At 68.2% G+C, this 16,026-nt stretch carries 15 protein-coding genes; 2 read left to right on the top strand and 13 right to left on the bottom strand.

Features of this window, described 5'->3' with window-relative positions; translation table 11 throughout:
- Window positions 1-31: 31 nt before the first annotated feature.
- From scpB to HLH35_RS07755, 5 genes are all read right to left on the bottom strand, one after another.
- A complete protein-coding gene (gene scpB / locus HLH35_RS07735) occupies window positions 32-760 on the bottom strand; it encodes an SMC-Scp complex subunit ScpB (RefSeq protein ID WP_182978592.1) in 729 nt (242 codons plus the stop codon).
- Window positions 757-1,614 (bottom strand): segregation and condensation protein A, encoded by an 858-nt coding sequence (locus HLH35_RS07740; protein ID WP_182978704.1) that lies wholly within the window; start codon window positions 1,612-1,614, stop codon window positions 757-759. Before HLH35_RS07740 ends, scpB begins: the two co-directional genes overlap by 4 nt.
- Before the next feature lie 34 nt (window positions 1,615-1,648).
- Window positions 1,649-2,587: an SPOR domain-containing protein gene (locus HLH35_RS07745; RefSeq protein WP_182978593.1), complete on the bottom strand. Its 939-nt coding sequence runs from the start codon at window positions 2,585-2,587 to the stop codon at window positions 1,649-1,651.
- Window positions 2,584-4,377, bottom strand: coding sequence for an arginine--tRNA ligase (gene argS / locus HLH35_RS07750; RefSeq protein WP_182978594.1), 1,794 nt, complete (start codon window positions 4,375-4,377; stop codon window positions 2,584-2,586). The genes HLH35_RS07745 and argS overlap by 4 nt, the downstream gene beginning before the upstream one ends.
- A gap of 81 nt (window positions 4,378-4,458) precedes the next feature.
- Complete coding sequence (locus tag HLH35_RS07755) at window positions 4,459-5,640, bottom strand: deoxyguanosinetriphosphate triphosphohydrolase (protein ID WP_182978595.1); 1,182 nt, start codon at window positions 5,638-5,640, stop codon at window positions 4,459-4,461.
- A 148-nt stretch (window positions 5,641-5,788) separates the two neighbouring features.
- Between HLH35_RS07755 and HLH35_RS07760 the strand changes: the two genes are divergently transcribed.
- Together HLH35_RS07760 and xth are read left to right on the top strand one after the other, a co-directional pair.
- A complete protein-coding gene (locus HLH35_RS07760) occupies window positions 5,789-6,157 on the top strand; it encodes a HesB/IscA family protein (protein ID WP_182978705.1) in 369 nt (122 codons plus the stop codon).
- 18 nt (window positions 6,158-6,175) lie between these two features.
- Complete coding sequence (gene xth, locus HLH35_RS07765) at window positions 6,176-6,958, top strand: exodeoxyribonuclease III (protein ID WP_182978596.1); 783 nt, start codon at window positions 6,176-6,178, stop codon at window positions 6,956-6,958.
- 52 nt (window positions 6,959-7,010) lie between these two features.
- On the opposite strand, the gene HLH35_RS07770 is transcribed toward xth, so the two are convergent.
- From HLH35_RS07770 to HLH35_RS07805, 8 genes are all read right to left on the bottom strand, one after another.
- On the bottom strand, window positions 7,011-7,349 hold the full coding sequence (locus tag HLH35_RS07770; RefSeq protein WP_182978597.1) for a YXWGXW repeat-containing protein: 339 nt from the start codon (window positions 7,347-7,349) through the stop codon (window positions 7,011-7,013).
- Window positions 7,350-7,461: 112 nt separating this feature from the next.
- On the bottom strand, window positions 7,462-8,865 hold the full coding sequence (locus HLH35_RS07775; protein ID WP_182978598.1) for an amino acid permease: 1,404 nt from the start codon (window positions 8,863-8,865) through the stop codon (window positions 7,462-7,464).
- Window positions 8,859-9,692: a cell envelope integrity EipB family protein gene (locus tag HLH35_RS07780; protein ID WP_182978599.1), complete on the bottom strand. Its 834-nt coding sequence runs from the start codon at window positions 9,690-9,692 to the stop codon at window positions 8,859-8,861. The genes HLH35_RS07775 and HLH35_RS07780 overlap by 7 nt, the downstream gene beginning before the upstream one ends.
- Before the next feature lie 67 nt (window positions 9,693-9,759).
- Window positions 9,760-11,571: an aspartate--tRNA ligase gene (gene aspS / locus HLH35_RS07785; RefSeq protein ID WP_182978600.1), complete on the bottom strand. Its 1,812-nt coding sequence runs from the start codon at window positions 11,569-11,571 to the stop codon at window positions 9,760-9,762.
- A 129-nt stretch (window positions 11,572-11,700) separates the two neighbouring features.
- On the bottom strand, window positions 11,701-12,804 hold the full coding sequence (gene mtnA, locus HLH35_RS07790) for an S-methyl-5-thioribose-1-phosphate isomerase (protein WP_182978601.1): 1,104 nt from the start codon (window positions 12,802-12,804) through the stop codon (window positions 11,701-11,703).
- 149 nt (window positions 12,805-12,953) lie between these two features.
- Window positions 12,954-14,834, bottom strand: coding sequence for a molecular chaperone HtpG (htpG, locus tag HLH35_RS07795; protein ID WP_182978602.1), 1,881 nt, complete (start codon window positions 14,832-14,834; stop codon window positions 12,954-12,956).
- Between the two features lie 94 nt (window positions 14,835-14,928).
- Window positions 14,929-15,561: an NUDIX hydrolase gene (locus tag HLH35_RS07800; RefSeq protein ID WP_182978603.1), complete on the bottom strand. Its 633-nt coding sequence runs from the start codon at window positions 15,559-15,561 to the stop codon at window positions 14,929-14,931.
- Window positions 15,558-16,022: a cupin domain-containing protein gene (locus HLH35_RS07805; protein ID WP_182978604.1), complete on the bottom strand. Its 465-nt coding sequence runs from the start codon at window positions 16,020-16,022 to the stop codon at window positions 15,558-15,560. The genes HLH35_RS07800 and HLH35_RS07805 overlap by 4 nt, the downstream gene beginning before the upstream one ends.
- Between the last annotated feature and the right edge of the window lie 4 nt (window positions 16,023-16,026).

Raw genomic sequence — 16,026 nt, forward strand, 5'->3', positions numbered from 1 at the left:
CGCCGACATGCGCGGAAAGGATGGACACCTATCACGCCCCCGGCGGGCCGGAAACCGCTTCCGTTTTCGCCCCGTCCGTCTTGGCCTCCTCCGGCGCGGCAGCCCGCAGCGCCGGATTGTCCGGCACATCCACCAGCAGTTCCTCGCGGCGCGGCAGGTCGCGCAGGTCGCGCAGGCCGAAATGACGCAGGAAATCGGCCGACGTTCCCCACAGGATCGGCCGCCCCGGCACCTCCTTGCGGCCACGCGGCACGATCAGCGACGCCTCCAGCAAATTATCCAGCACCTGCTGGCTGAGCGACACGCCGCGAATCTCCTCGATTTCCGCGCGAGTGCAGGGCTGGTGATAGGCAATGATCGCCAGGCTCTCCAGCGTGGCCCGAGGCAGCCGCCGGGGCCGCTGCAACACGCGGGTCAGGCGCGGCGCCAGATCGGCCGCCGTCCTGAACTGCCAGCCGCCCGCCACCAGAACGGGCGCCACCCCCCGGCCGGCATATTGCGTCACCACGCCGTCGATCACGCCGCGCACATAGGCGGCCAGATCCTCCGCCTCGGGCGGCACCAGCCCCTGTGCCTCCAGCAGATCGGCAATCGCGCGTTCGGACACCGGGTCGGGGCTGGCGAAGATCATCGCCTCCACCAGCCGGACCGCAAGCTCCACGACACCCGCGCCCGACTCCTCATGCGTTCCAGGAATCGCGGCGCGCGATTCGTCACCGGAAACCGGCGCGGCCGGAATCTGCTGGCTGTCGTCGGTCATTCCGCCGCGTCCATCCTGTCCATGTCCGGATCGTTGGCTGCCTCGCCCCCCACATGGGGGCGCAGCATGATCCGGCCGAATTGTTCGTCCTGACGCAGCTCGATCGTACCGTTGCGCGCCAGTTCCAGCCCGGCGATCAGCGTGCCGGCCATGGCCGCCCGGCGCTGCTGGATGCGCTCTTCCGCATCCTCGCCCTCCATGGCCGGACCACCCTCGGGCAGGAAGGAGCCAAGCTCGCACCATTCCCCACCGCCGGGAATGCTGTCCGCCCCCAGCAGCCGGTGCAACCGGGCCAGCGCGTCCTGCACCGTCCAGAAATGCATCCGCCGGGGCTGGTAGACACGCTTGCGCGCCCCCCGCCGCATGGCCGCCATATAGGCACCCATCAATTGCGACAGATCCAGCGCCAGCCCCGAGCGGTCGATTTCCGTCAGATCCTCGCGCTCGCCACGGGCAAACACGTCGCGGCCCAATTGGGGGCGTGCCCCCAGCCATGCCGCCGCCTGCCCGATCCGCGCCAGTTCGACCAGCCGCGCCTGGAGCAGTTCGGCCGCCTCCTCGGCGTCCACATCCTCGCCGTCCTCGGCCGGCAGCAGCAGGCGCGACTTCAGCCAGGCCAGCCATGCGGCCATCACCAGCCAGTCGGCCGCCAGCTCCAGGCGGATGCGGCGGGCGGATTCGACGATGGCCAGATATTGCTCGACCAGTTGCAGGATCGAAATCCGCGCCAGATCGACCTTCTGCGCCCGGGCCAGCTCCAGCAGCAGGTCCAGCGGCCCTTCGAACCCATCCAGATGCAACATGGGCGCGGTCAGCCCATCGGGCAGGTCCCCCTCCTGCCCTTCCCCCGGCATGCGCTCAACGGGCTCCGTCACCAACGGCCCGGTCCTAGAACCCGGCCAGCGTGCAGGCCAGCCCGTTCAGCCGCACATGCTCGCAGAACGACGTGGCCTGGGCGATGCTGGCAAACCCGCGCGTGCGCAGCCGGAAGAAGACCGCCCCGTTGCGCTCGGTCCGCTCGATGATCGGCGTATGGCTCCCGAACAGGTCCGGATAATGCTGCGCCAGCCGCGCCCATTCCTTCTCGGCGGCCTGCTGCGAATCCAGCGCCGCAAGCTGCACGCCATAACGCCCCCCCGCCACCGCAGCCGGCGCCGCCGCTGGCGCGGCACTCGCGGCCGGCGGCACAGGCGCGGCCGGTTCTTCGGCAGGCGGCGTTGCCACCGGCGCGGAAGGTGCCGGGGCAACCGGCGCCGGCGCGGCAGCACTCGGCCCCGCCGGCACGGCGCTGGCAGCCGGAGCCTCGGCCACAGGCGGGCTGACGGATGCCGCCGCCGCCGTAGACGCCGCCGAGGGTCCGGGCGCCGTGGCGTCGGTGGCCGGTGCTTCCGGCGGCTGACCATATTGCTGGGCCAGACGATCGGGCCGCGGCTGTTCCGGCCCCGGCGCCAGGCGGGCAACCGCACCGTCATCGCCGCTCGGCGCCTCGGCCCCCAGAACCTGCATGCCACCCGGATCGACCGGCCGCACCCGCACCGGGCCGGGCGGCGGCCCGATAACGGGAATACCCGTCTGCTGATGCCCCAGCAGCGCCCAGCCGCCGATGGCGATCACCAGCAGGCCACCCAACCCGGCCGCGCCATAGGCCAGGCGCCGCGTGGTGGGGTCGGCGCCCAGCAACCCATCCAGCATGCCGCCCGCCCGGCGGGCCGGGCGCGAACGCGGCGGCGGCGCATCGTCATCGCCATAATCCGCGCTCATGCGCTCACGCACGCGGTTCAGGCGATCCTCATACGGGTCGCGGCCGGACGGATCGGTATCGCTCATCGCATTTCCTCAACCGGCTCGACACCCAGCACCGCCAGACCGGAACGGATGACGGTCGCCGTCGTCTCGACCAGCGCCAGCTTCGCACGGGTGGCAACCAGGTCGTCTTCCTGCAGGAACCGCAATGTCGCATCATCGCGGCCACGATTCCACAGCATATGGAAATCCCCCGCCAGTTCACCCAGATAGAAGGCAACCCGATGCGGTTCATGCGCCTGGGCAGCACCCTCCACCGTACGCGGCCACTGGGCGATTCGCCGCAGCAGCGCCAGCTCGGCATCCGACCCGATTCCATCGAGCCCGGCCTCGGCCAGCGCCACGGGAGCGATCGCGGCCTCGCCCAGCATCTCCTGCGCCGCCCGCAGGACGGAGCGGCAGCGCGCATGCGCGTACTGCACGTAAAAGACCGGATTGTCGCGCGTCTGCGCCACCACCTGGTCCAGGTCGAATTCCATCTGCGCGTCGGCCTTGCGCGTCAGCATGGTAAAGCGCACCGCATCGCGCCCCACCTCGTCGATCAGGTCGCGCAGCGTGACGAAGGTCCCCGCACGCTTGGACATGCGCACCGGCTCCCCATCGCGCACGATCCGCACGATCTGGCACAGCAGCACGTCGAACCCGACGCTCTCCCCCCCCACGGCCAGCGCCTGCACCGCCGCCTTCATCCGGGTGACGTAGCCGCCATGGTCGGCGCCCCAGACATCGATCAGCAGGTCCGCGCCGCGACGCACCTTGTCGTCGTGATAGCCGATATCGTTGGCGAAATAGGTGTTCGACCCATCCGACTTGCGCAGCGGCCGGTCCACGTCGTCGCCGAAGGCGGTGGAGCGGAACAGGGTCTGGGGCCGGGCCTCCCAATCGTCGGGCAGCTTGCCCTTCGGCGGCTCCAGCACGCCTTCATACAGCAGGCCCTGCGCATCCAGCCGGGCAATGGCCTGGTCGGTCACGCCATCGGCCAGAATCTTCGCCTCGCTGGTGAAGACGTCATGCCGCACGCCCAGCGCGTCCAGATCCTCGCGGATCATCGCCATCATCGCGGCCACTACGAAGGGCTTGACCGTACCCATCCAGGTCTCGGGCGCGGCCGGATGCCCATCCGGACCGGCCAGGCCGGTGCCGTGCTGCTCGGCCAGCGCCTGCCCCACCGGCACCAGATAATCGCCACCATACTGGATGCCGCCGGGCACCAGGGCCGCGAAAGCCTCCCGGTCCATCGTCGTGCCGATGGCCTCCAGGTACCGCCAATAGGCCGCCCAGGCCAGGGCGATGACCTGCGCCCCGGCATCGTTGATGTAATATTCCTTGGTGACCGCATAGCCGGCCTTGGCCAGCAGATTGGCCAGCGCGTCACCCACGACCGCGCCCCGGCAATGGCCAACATGCATCGGCCCCGTCGGGTTGGCCGAAACATATTCGACATTCACCCGCACGCCCTCGCCCAGCGTGGCATCGCCATAGGATTCGCCGGCACGCAGCACGTCACCCACCACGGCACGCAGCACCGATTCGTCCAGCGTCACGTTGACGAAACCGGGCCCGGCGGGCTCGGCTCGGGCAATGCCCGACACCTCGACCAGCGCCGCCGCCAGCTCGGCCGCGATCTCGGCCGGGCGCCGCCGCGCCGGCTTGGCCGCCAGCAGGGCGGCGTTGGTCGCCATGTCGCCATGGGCCGGGTCGCGCGTCGGGGTCAGTTCCACGCGCGCCGCCACCTCCTCCGGCAGGTCCGGAACGATCCGTCGCAGGGCATCGCGCACATGCGAGAGATAGCGGACGTACAGGCTGTCGGACATGCGATGCGGCTTCCCACTGAAATACCGGCGCCGGGCGGATGCCCCGCCCGGCGCGTCAGAATGATGATCTGGTCGGGCGTTTCAGCCCGGCACGGACAGATCCGTCAACCGTCGATGTTCTTCCATCGCGAATCGATCCGTCATCCCGGCTATATAATCGGCCACGATCCGCCGCGCACCCATCGCGTCGGTGGCCCGCGCCTCCTGCCGCCAGCCATCAGGCAGCAGCGAGATATCGTTGGCCAGAATCGAGAAGATCGATTCGACCGCGATCCGCGCCTTGCGCGTCATGCGGTTCACCCGCCAATGCCGATACATCCGCGCGTAAAGGAAAGTACGGATCGCCCCGTTATCGCGCGCCATGGCCGGGCTGTAGGCCACGACCGGCATGGCGGCACGGCGCACATCATCAGCCGATTGCGGGGCCAGTTCAGCCAGGTTGCGTCTTGTCTGCTCCGTCAGGTCCACCGCCAGGGCATTGATGACCCGGCGGATGGTCTCATGCCGCATCCGGTCCTGCACATGCGCCTCCTCGGCAGCGTCACCCGACATGGCGACCCCGCCCGCCATTTCCCGAACCTGCGCCAGCGCCGCGCCCACCACCGGCAGATCCGCCAGATCCGCCAGATCCAGCAGGCCGGCGCGCATCCCGTCATCCAGATCGTGGGCGTGATAGGCAATATCGTCGGCCATGGCGGCAATCTGCGCCTCGACCGAGGCGTAACTGCCCAGGTCCAGCCCCAGCCCATCCGCATAGCGGGCGACATAGCCGGTCGGGTGGTCCACCGGGCCGTTATGCTTGATCAGCCCTTCCAGCGTTTCCCAGGTCAGGTTCAGCCCGTCGAAGTCGAAATAGCGGCGCTCCAGCTTCGTCACCTGCCGCAGGGTCTGGGTATTGTGGTCGAAGCCGCCCCAATCCTTCATGGCCGCAGCCAGCGCATCCTCTCCCGCATGGCCGAACGGGGTGTGGCCCAGATCGTGGGCCAGCGACAGCGTCTCGGTCAGGTCCTCGTCCACCGACAGGCTGCGGGCGATCGAGCGCGCGATCTGCGCCACTTCCAGCGAATGCGTCAGCCGGGTGCGAAAGAAATCGCCCTGATGATTGACGAAGACCTGCGTCTTGTATTGCAGCGTGCGGAAGCCGGCGGAATGCAGCACCCGGTCGCGGTCGCGCTGCCAGGGCGAACGGCTGGGGGATTCCGGCTCGGCATACAGGCGCCCCCGGGCGGTGGCGGTCTGGACAGCATAGGGTGCGACGCTCATATATAACCCCAATCCCGGATGGGTGGCGGGCGCCCGGCGCCATAAGAACCGGACCGCCCCCTGTCGATAACCCGCCCGGCGCCGCAAGGCCAGCATGCTGGCTCAGCATGCCGACCCGGGCCGCGCGACGATGGTGACCCCGATGGACATGCCGCTCCCTTCTTCCCCCTCGCCCGACACCGCCTTCCGTGTCTCGCCCGAGGCCGCAACCCGGCTTCAGGACATCATCGCCGCCCAGCCGGGCGTCGATGCCACCTCGACGGGGCTACGGGTCACGGTGCTGGCCGGCGGCTGCAACGGCTTTCAGTACAGCTTCGCCCTGGATGGCGAAGCCCGCCCCGACGACATCGTGGTGCCCGCCGGCAGCGCCCACGTGCGGGTCGACCCGGCGAGCCTGGACCTGCTGTCGGGTGCGGAACTGCATTTCAACGATTCGCTGATGGGCGCGCATTTCACCGTGCGCAATCCCAACGCCACCTCGTCCTGCGGGTGCGGCACCAGCTTCTCGATCGATTGAGCAGGCCGCCATTCCAAGATGAAAATCGCAAGCTGGAACGTCAATTCCATCCGCCAGCGCCAGACCCATGTGCTGGACTGGCTGGAGCGCGAAAAACCCGACATCGTCGGTCTTCAGGAAATCAAGTGCGAGGAAGGCATCTTCCCCGCCGATACCTTCCGCGCCGCCGGCTACGAATCCGTCGTGGTCGGGCAGAAGAGCTATAACGGCGTCGCCATCCTGTCGCGCCTGCCCTTCTCCGTCAGGGCCCGATGCCTGCCCTTCCTGAACGACGACGCCCCCCAGGCACGCTACCTCGAAATCGAGGCGAACGGCCTGATCTTCGGCAATCTCTACCTGCCCAACGGCAATTCCGGCGGCGAGGCGGGATACGAGGCCAAGCTGGCATTCATGGAAGCCCTGGCCCTGCATGCGCGCGCGCTGCTGGATGCGGGGCGGGATTTCGTCCTGGCGGGCGATTACAATGTCTGCCCCACCGATGAAGATTGCGCCCCCGGCGCCCTGCCGCCCACCGATGCGCTGGTGCGGCCGGAAACACGCGCGGCCTTCCGCCGCCTGATCTGGCTGGGCCTGACCGACGCGGTGCGCGCCCTGCACCCGCACGGCAGATATTACACTTTCTGGGACTATCAGGCCGGCGCCTGGCCCCGCGATTGCGGCCTGCGGATCGACCACGCCCTGCTGTCCCCGCGCCTGGCCGAACGCCTGCGTGACGCCCATCCCGACCGGGACGAGCGCGGACGCAACCAGCCGTCGGACCATGTGCCGCTGGTCGTCACCCTGGAAGACACGCACGCCTGAAGCCGCTCCCCGCCAGCGGTCACGCTGGCGGGGACCTCGTTACATCATCCGGTCAGCGCCAGCCGGGCCGCACCCAGACCCAGCGCGGGCCGCGCTGCATCCAGCGTCCCGGTCCCCAGCCACCATGCCGGCCGCCGCGCACATAGCGCCCCGGAACCCACATATATCGGCCATTGACCCAGTCCCAGCCGCCGCCGACCCAGACCCAGCCAGGGCGCTGCGGGGGCATTCTTTCAAAACGCGGCGGCGGCATGGGCGGCGGCGCCCAGCCCGGCGTCACCGGGCCATAGCGATAGGCCTGCGCCTGGGCCGGGGCCGCATCCACCACCATGGCGCCCCCGGCAATGATGCCCAGCGCCAGAAGGGCACCCCTGACAATCTGCCTGTTCATTGCGAACCAACTCCTGTCTGCACACGGGATCTTCACGTCCCGTCAGCCTCAATATGGTCCGACCATCATGGCGCTGGAATGGCGAAATATGACCGTATGGAACAGCGAGCCATCACGATGGCGCACGGCCGCCCCGGCGCGGCGCAACCGCACCCAGCGCCACGATCAGGACCAATGTCAGGCTGCCCAGCTCGATCTGCACCCGCGTGTCCGGCGTCAGCATCATCGTCACCATCACCAGCAGAATGGCCCCCACCGTCAGCCAGGACAGATACGGAAACAGCAGCATCGGAAAGGCCGGCTGCCGCCCCTCGCCATGCATCCTCCGGCGCAGCGCGATCTGGGCGAAGACCACCATCAGATAATCGAACAGGATGATCGCCCCGGATGCATTGAGCAGAAAGCCGAAGACCTCGCCCGGGAAGGTCGCCGCAATCACCGTCAGCACAACGGCCACCAGGCTGCCGATGGCAATCGCCCGGCGCGGCGCCCCGCTGGGCCCGGTACGCACCAGCACCGCCGGCGCATCGCCATGCGCCGCCATCTCGAACAGGATGCGCGAGGTCACATACAGCGTGGAATTGAGGCACGACGCGATCGCCACCAGCACTACCACCGTCATCGCGGTCTCGGCCCCCGGAATGCCGATCCGGTGCAGCACGTCGAGAAACGGCGAATGGCCGATACGGATCTGGTTCCATGGGATCAGGCACAGGATCACCGCCAGCGAACCCATGTAGAACAGCATGACGCGCACCACGACGGTACGGATGGCCTGGACGATATTATATCCGGGATTGTCCGTCTCCGCCGCCGCGACGGTCGCGATCTCCGCTCCGGCGAAGGTAAACAGGATCGCCGGCATCAGCGCCAGCGAAGCCCCGAAACCACGGGGCATGAATCCGCCCTGGTCCCACAGATGCGCGATGCCGCCATGCAGCGAAGACCCGATCACCCCGAACAGCGCCAGCCCGGCAATGATCGTGAACACGCCGATCGCCGAGATCTTCATCAGCGAGAACCAGAATTCGAACTCGCCATACCCCCGGACCGACCCCATGTTCACGGCCGTCATCAGCCCGATCAGCGCCAGCGCCACCGGCAACTGGGCAACGCCCAGCATGGGCGCCACGATCAGCGCCGCCGCCTTGGCCTCGACCGAGGCCACCACCACCCAGAACAGCCAGTACGACCAGCCGGTGACGAAGGCGGCCCGATGCCCCAGCCCCCGCCGCACATGCCCGACGAACGACCCCGCCTCCGGGCACTCGATCGCCATCTCCCCCAGCATCCGCATGACCAGGAAGACGATCAGCCCGGCCATCAGATAGGACAGCAGCACCAGCGGCCCCGCCCCCTGGATCATGACCGACGTGTTCACGAACAGCCCGGCCCCGACCATCCCGCCGATGGCAATCATCGAAACGTGGCGGGTCCGCAACGAATGGGCCAGGCCGCCCCCGTTGGCGGGCGCCGCGTCCGGCTGGCTGTCATCGATCGGTGTAGGGTTCAGCATCGGTGACCTTCCGGGGCCGGGGTGAAACTGTGCAGCGTGCCGTGCATGCGGAAATCTCCGAAATCCATGTCCAGATCATCGGATACGCCATTGGCGAAATACCGCATCCCGATCTCGTAATCGGGACGCATGTCGTGCGACGAGGCGGTATAGAACGCCACATGCACCCTGCCGGACGGCAGGCGGGCCAGTGCCGGAAACGGGCTGGCCGAAGGCGGACGGTTCCACCCCAGGATCATGATATACGTATCCTGCGCCCCATCATCGCCCGTGCCGTCGAACAGGCTCGGCGCCAGCGACGCCTGTCCCTGCTCGCCGGCACTGATGATCGCCCTGGTATGGGCCATCGGGAATAGAACCCCGGCCGGAAGGCTGACCGTATGGGCGCGCGGCTGGGTATAGCGGATCTCGCCGCCGGTCGGCGTCATCGTCGCCTCGCCCATCACCCGGCTGGCCGGATGGCCATTCGCGGTCTGGACGGTCTGGAACACCAGATTATGCCCGTCCTTGGCTTCCAGCGTCGCATAATCCGACACCATCTCGGTCACGGCGCCCGAGCGCGAGACCGTCTGCAGCTTCAGCTGCTGCTGGGTCGACCATGCCGAACACGCATCGCTGACCGCATAAGTCATGGTTCCGCTGGCGGAAATCGTATCGCCTCCGGTCACGGCCGCCAGCGTCAGGTCATACACCGCGCGATGGGGCGCCAGCGCGACCGGCGCCTCCGCCCAGGCAGGGCTTCCCATCCCCGGCAGAGCCAGGAGGGCCGCCGCCAGCAGCGCCCTGCCCGGCCGCGCCATGGCGGCGCATCGGATGCTTGGTTTCATGACCGCAGCAGAGCCCATCGCGTCATTCCGCGCAATGATGCTCCGCTGGCAATGCGCCATCTCCGGCCTATTCCGCCGGCTTGGCGTCCTTGCTGGCCGAAGGCTTGGGCCGTGGCAGGTCGAGTGCCAGCGACAGCTCCTTCAGCCGCTCGGGCGGCACCGGCGCCGGGGCCCCCATCATCAAATCCTCGCCCTGCTGGTTCAGCGGGAACAGGATCACCTCGCGGATATTCGGCTCATCGGCCAGCAGCATGACCATGCGGTCCACGCCCGGCGCCGAACCGCCATGCGGCGGCGCACCGTAGCGGAAGGCATTCAGCATGCCGCCGAACCGCGCCTCGACCTCGCTGGCCGGATACCCCGCCAGCTCGAACGCCCGGATCATCACATCCGGACGATGGTTGCGGATCGCGCCCGACGACAGTTCGATACCGTTGCAGACGATGTCGTACTGATAGGCCGTGATCGTCAGCGGGTCCTGGCTGTTCAGCGCCTCCAGCCCGCCCTGCGGCATCGAGAACGGGTTGTGCGAGAAATCGATCTGCCCCGTTTCCTCGTTGCGCTCATACATCGGGAAATCGGTGATCCAGCAGAAGCGGAAGGCATTCTGCTCGATCAGCTCCAGCTCGGTCGCGACGCGCGTGCGCACCTGGCCCGAGAATTTCACGACCTCGTCGCCCTTGCCCGCCGCGAAGAACACGGCATCGCCCGCCTTCAGCCCGGTCACGGCACGAATCGCCTCCACGCGCTCGGGCTCCAGGTTCTTGGCAATCGGCCCCTTGCCACCTTCCTCGTCGAAGATGATGTAGCCCAGCCCACCGGCCCCGGCCTCGCGCGCCCAGGCGTTCAGCTTGTCGTAGAAGGCACGCGGACGGTCGCCCGCCCCCGGCGCGGGAATCGCGCGCACCTCGCCGCCCGCGGCGACGATGCGGGCAAACAGGCCGAAGCCCGAATCGGCAAACGATTCGGTCACATCGCTGATCAGCAGCGGATTGCGCAGGTCCGGCTTGTCGCTGCCATACAGCTTCATCGCCGTAGCGTAAGGAATCCGCTCGAACGGCGCCGCGCTGACCGTGCGCCCACCGCCGAACTCGCGGAACACGCCTTCCATCACCGGCTCCAGGGTCGCGAACACGTCCTCCTGGGTGGCGAACGCCATCTCGAAATCAAGCTGATAGAACTCGCCCGGCGACCGGTCGGCACGCGCCGCCTCGTCACGGAAACAGGGCGCGATCTGGAAATACCGGTCGAACCCGGCAACCATCGCAAGCTGCTTGAACTGCTGCGGGGCCTGCGGCAGGGCATAGAACTTGCCCGGATGCATCCGCGCCGGCACCAGGAAGTCGCGCGCGCCCTCGGGCGAAGAGGCCGTCAGGATCGGCGTCTGGAACTCGATGAACCCCTGGTCGGTCATGCGGCGGCGCAGGCTGGCGATCACCTGCGAGCGCAGCAGGATGTTCCGATGCACCTTGTCCCGCCGCAGATCGATATAGCGGTAGGTCAGGCGCAGATCCTCGGGATAGTTCTCGTGGCCCGCGACCTGGAACGGCAGCACCTCGGCCGCCGACTGCACGTCCACCTCGCGGGCGCGCAGTTCGATATCGCCGGTCGGCAGGTTCGGGTTGCGCGTCGCGTCGTCGCGCAGCACGACCTCGCCCGTCACCGTCAGCACGCTTTCCACGCGCACGCGCTCGACCGCCTCCAGCACCGGCGAACCGGCGGGAATCACGATCTGGGTGATGCCGAAATGATCGCGCAGATCGATGAACAGCAGACCGCCATGATCGCGCTTGCTGTGCACCCAGCCGGAGAGGCGGGCGGTCTGCCCGGCGTCGCTGGCCCGAAGCGCGGCACAGCTATGGGTACGGTAGGGATGCATGGTCCGGTCCTGTGTCACCAAAAAACAAGGGACGGGACGCGACGCGCCCCGTTCGATCGAAGGCGGAGGAAGCCGGGCCGGGCCGCCCCTGTCAAGGGTTGCCTGCGCCCACCAGCCTCCGCCCCGCCATCACGCCTCGGCGTGTTCCGGAAACAGCCCGGCCAGCCCCAGTTGCGAGGCCGCGCACAGCCCGCGCTCGGTGATCAGCCCCGTCACCAGCCGCGCGGGTGTCACGTCGAACGCCGGATTGGCCGCCCGGCTGCCCGGCGGCGTCACCCGCACGGTCTCGACCCGCCCGTCTTCGGTCTGGCCGGTCACACTCGTCACCTCGGCGCCAGCGCGCTCCTCGATCGGGATTTCGGTCAGCCCGTCGGTCACGCGCCAGTCGATGGTGGTCGACGGCAGCGCAACCCAGAACGGCACGCCATTGTCATGCGCCGCCAGCGCCTTCAGATAGGTGCCGATCTTGTTGGCCACGTCCCCGCCGCGCGTCACGCGGTCGGTGCCCACGATCACCAGATCCACCGATCCGTGCTGCATCAGGTGCCCGCCGGCATTGTCGGCCACCACCGTATGCGGCACGCCATGGCTGCCCAGCTCCCACGCCGTCAGCGCGGCGCCCTGGTTGCGCGGCCGGGTTTCATCCACCCAGACATGCACCTTCAGCCCGCTGTCATGCGCCATATAGATCGGCGCCAGCGCGGTGCCCCAGTCGACGGTGGCAATCCATCCGGCATTGCAGTGGGTCAGGATATTGACCGTCGCCCCCTCGCCCCGCCGCGCCGCGATCTCCTGGATCAGGCTCAGCCCATGCCGGCCGATCGCCTCGTTCTGCGCCGCATCCTCGTCGCAGATCCGCCCGGCCTCGTCATAGGCGGCGGCAACCCGCGCCTCGGCCGGCAGCGGGCGCAGCCGCGCCTGCATGCGCTCGATCGCCCAGCGCAGGTTGATCGCGGTCGGCCGCGTGTCCGCCAGCAGGGCGGCATCGCGCTCCATCGCGGCGTCGGAGGCATCGACGCGCAACGCCAGCGCCAGCCCATAGGCCGCCACCGCGCCGATCAGCGGCGCACCGCGCACCTGCATGCTGCGGATCGCCTGCGCCACCTGGTCCCGCTCGGTCAGGCGCAGGATATCCAGCGCCCAGGGCAGGCGGGTCTGGTCGAAGATATGGACCGACCAGCCATCATCCTGGTCCACCCATACGCTGCGATAAGGGATGTTACCGATCTTCATGTCGCATGTTTCCAATGGCTGGGAAAAAGGCCGCGCAGGGAAGCACCCAAGCCCCGCGACATCAAGCCCGCAACCATCCGGCTGCGGGCTCCACGCGACAGAATATCAGGTTCATGCGGCAGATGCGCGTGAACCTGTCATGGCAGGCTTTAAGCCGCGCCGCCCTGAATATGGGTCAGCGTCGCCGTCAGCCGGCTGGCAAACGCGGTCGGGTCCTTCAGGCTCTCGCCCTCCTGGATCCGCGCGATATCCAGCAGGATCAGCGCCGTGTCGGTCACCGATTCACCGCGCGCCACCCGCGCCGCCAGATCGCGGATCAGCGGATGCGCCGGATTGACCTCCAGCACCGGCGCCAGGTCCGGCACGGCCTGGCCACTGCGGCGCAGCAGGCGCTGCAATTGCAGGTCGGGCCCCTGCCCGGCCGACGCCAGCACTACCGCGCTGCTCACCAGCCGCGTGCTGCCGCGCACCTCGGATACCGCATCGCCCAGCGCGTCCTTCAGCGCCGGCAGCAGCGTGTCCAGCTCCGCCTTCTCGCCTTCCGACAGCGGGGCCTCGAACTTCTCCAGGTCGGCATGGCTCTGGCTGACGCTACGCAGGGATTTACCTTCGAACGTGCCCAGACGATCGGGCCAGAAGGAATCGACCGGATCGGTCAGCAGCAGCACCTCGATCCCGCGTGCCTTGAACCCTTCCAGTTGCGCCGAGGCCGGCAGCGTGTCCGGATTGTCGCCGGTCAGGTAATAGATCGCCTCCTGCCCGTCCTTCATCCGCGCCACGTAATCGGCCAGCGTGGTCCAGCCCTCTTCGGTGCTGGGGAAACGGGCCAGACCCGCCAGGTCGGTGCGGTATTCCGCGTCGTCCCAGATCCCTTCCTTCACCACCGGGCCAAAATTGTCCCAGAAGCCGGCATAGGATTCGGCATCCTTGGCACGGTTGCGCAGCTCGTTCAGCACCCGGTTGGTCACGGCCTTGCGGATCCGCTGCAACACCGGCGTCGCCTGCAACATCTCGCGCGAGACGTTCAGCGGCAGGTCCTCGGTATCCACCACGCCCTGCACAAAGCGCAGCCAGGGCGGCAGCAGCGCCGCATCGTCGGTGATGAACATGCGGCGGACATGCAGCCGCACCCGGCTCTCGCGCACCTGCTCGCCGAACTCGAACGGACGGCTGCCGGGGATGAACAGCAGGGCCGTGAAATCGATCGTGCCTTCGGCATGCCAGTGCAGCGTCGCCCAGGGCGTATCGAAATTATGGCTGACATGGCGATAGAATTCGGTGAGCTGCTCTTCGGTGACCTCACTGCGCGGCTTGCGCCACAGGGCCGTGCCCGCATTGGCCGCCTTGTCCTCGCCATCGCTGTGGATCGTGATCGGCCAGGCGATGTGATCGGCCCATTTCCGTACGATCGCTTCCAGGCGCCATGCATCCAGAAACTCGTCGGCATCCTCCTTCATGTAGAGGATGATGTCGGTGCCGGGCTGCTCGCGCGTCGCGGGGCTGAGGGTGAAGCTGCCCTTGCCGTCCGACGACCAGCGCCACGCCTCGTCCGTACCGGCACGGCGCGACACCACGTCGACATGCTCCGCCACCATGAAGGCGGCATAGAAACCGACACCGAACTGCCCGATCAGGCCGGACCGTTCCTCCGGCTTGTGCTTGGCCAGCTCCTCGCCGAACGCACGGGTGCCCGAACGCGCAATGGTGCCCAGGTTGCGCGCCAGCTCGTCCTTGCTCATGCCCGCGCCATCGTCGCTAATGGTCAGGCGCCGCGCATCCTTGTCGGGCTCGATACGCACCTTCGCGCCCTCGGGCAGCGCCTGGGCGGCATCGGTCAGGGCCTCGAAGCGCCGCCGGTCGGTGGCGTCGGCGGCGTTGGCCACCAGTTCACGCAGGAAAATCTCGCGCTCGGAATACAGCGCATGCACCACCAGATCGAGCAGCCGCCCGACCTCCGCGCTGAAAGCATGCTCCTCGCCACCCGTCGCAGCGGGGCGGCCCGCATCGGAGCCCGCAGCCTGATCGACCATGTCGGAAATCTCTCTGTTACGTAAAATCATCCAATGGCAGCATATGGGTCACGAACATCATGATTTCAACGCCCTGCGACCCATCCATCTTCCATCACTCGAAATCGGCCGGCAGGCCGGGCGCGCGGTAATGCTCGAACATGCGCCGTATCTGCCCCGGCAGCACCCGACCCAGCGACAGGTCGGCCGGAATCTCGTCCGGGCCGAACCAGCCGATTTCCGAAGTCTCGATACTGGTGGCCGCTTCCCCACCCGCCAGATCGCACAGAAAGAAGAACTTGGCGCAGGAGAACGCCTTGTGCTCATGCCCCTGCCGGTCGCGGTCCCACACCGCCGCCAGCCTGCGCACCGTCACGATATAGCCGCTTTCCTCCTGCACTTCCTTCACAGCGTTCTCGGCCGGGGTCAGGTTCACATCCGCCCACCCACCGGGCAGCGTCCAGCGCCCGCCGTCCAGCACCTCGCGCACCATCAGGATACGGCCCGCCGCGTCGAACACGGCGGCACGCACTTCAACCTTGGGCGTCGCATAGCCTTCCTGCCCGGCAAACAGGCTCTCGATCCACGCCACCGGCGCGCCGGTCCCCACCGCCATCATGCGCGCGGCGATCACCCGCAGCATCTCGTACCGCTCGCGGTCGAACGGGTCGCGGGTAAAGCTCAGGCCGGTCTGGGCAATGGCCTGGATCTCCCGCCCCCAGACCAGCCAGTCGGGCTCGCCGCTCATGCCGCGGCTCCTTCCGGCACCCAGCCCGGCGGGGCAAGTTCGAAGCCCGAGAACTGGAAGGCCGGGGCGACGATGCAGCCCACCACGCTCCACGCCCCCAGCGATTCGGCCGCCTGCCAGCCCATCACCGGCACCACCGCCTGCTGAAGATGCCCTTCGCCCGGGCACGGCCCCAGAATCACGATCTCTTCCACCCCGTCCCGCGCCATGCGCAGCCGCAGCGGTGCGCCACCCTGCCAGCACCAGATTTCAGCCGCATCGACCCGGTGCCAGTGCGACCGCTCGCCCCGCGCGAGCAGGAACTGGATGGTCGTAGCCGTCCCGCGCCCGCCATCCGGCGGCGTATCGCGCCACAATTCGCGATACCACCCGCCCTCCGGGTGCGGCGACAGGGCCAGCGCCTCGCGCACGGCATCGGCCGGCAGGTCGGGATTACGCAGATCGATCGCAGGCCGGGTCATGGCG

The organism is Gluconacetobacter asukensis, from assembly GCF_014174375.1.
Lineage (GTDB): Bacteria > Pseudomonadota > Alphaproteobacteria > Acetobacterales > Acetobacteraceae > Gluconacetobacter > Gluconacetobacter asukensis.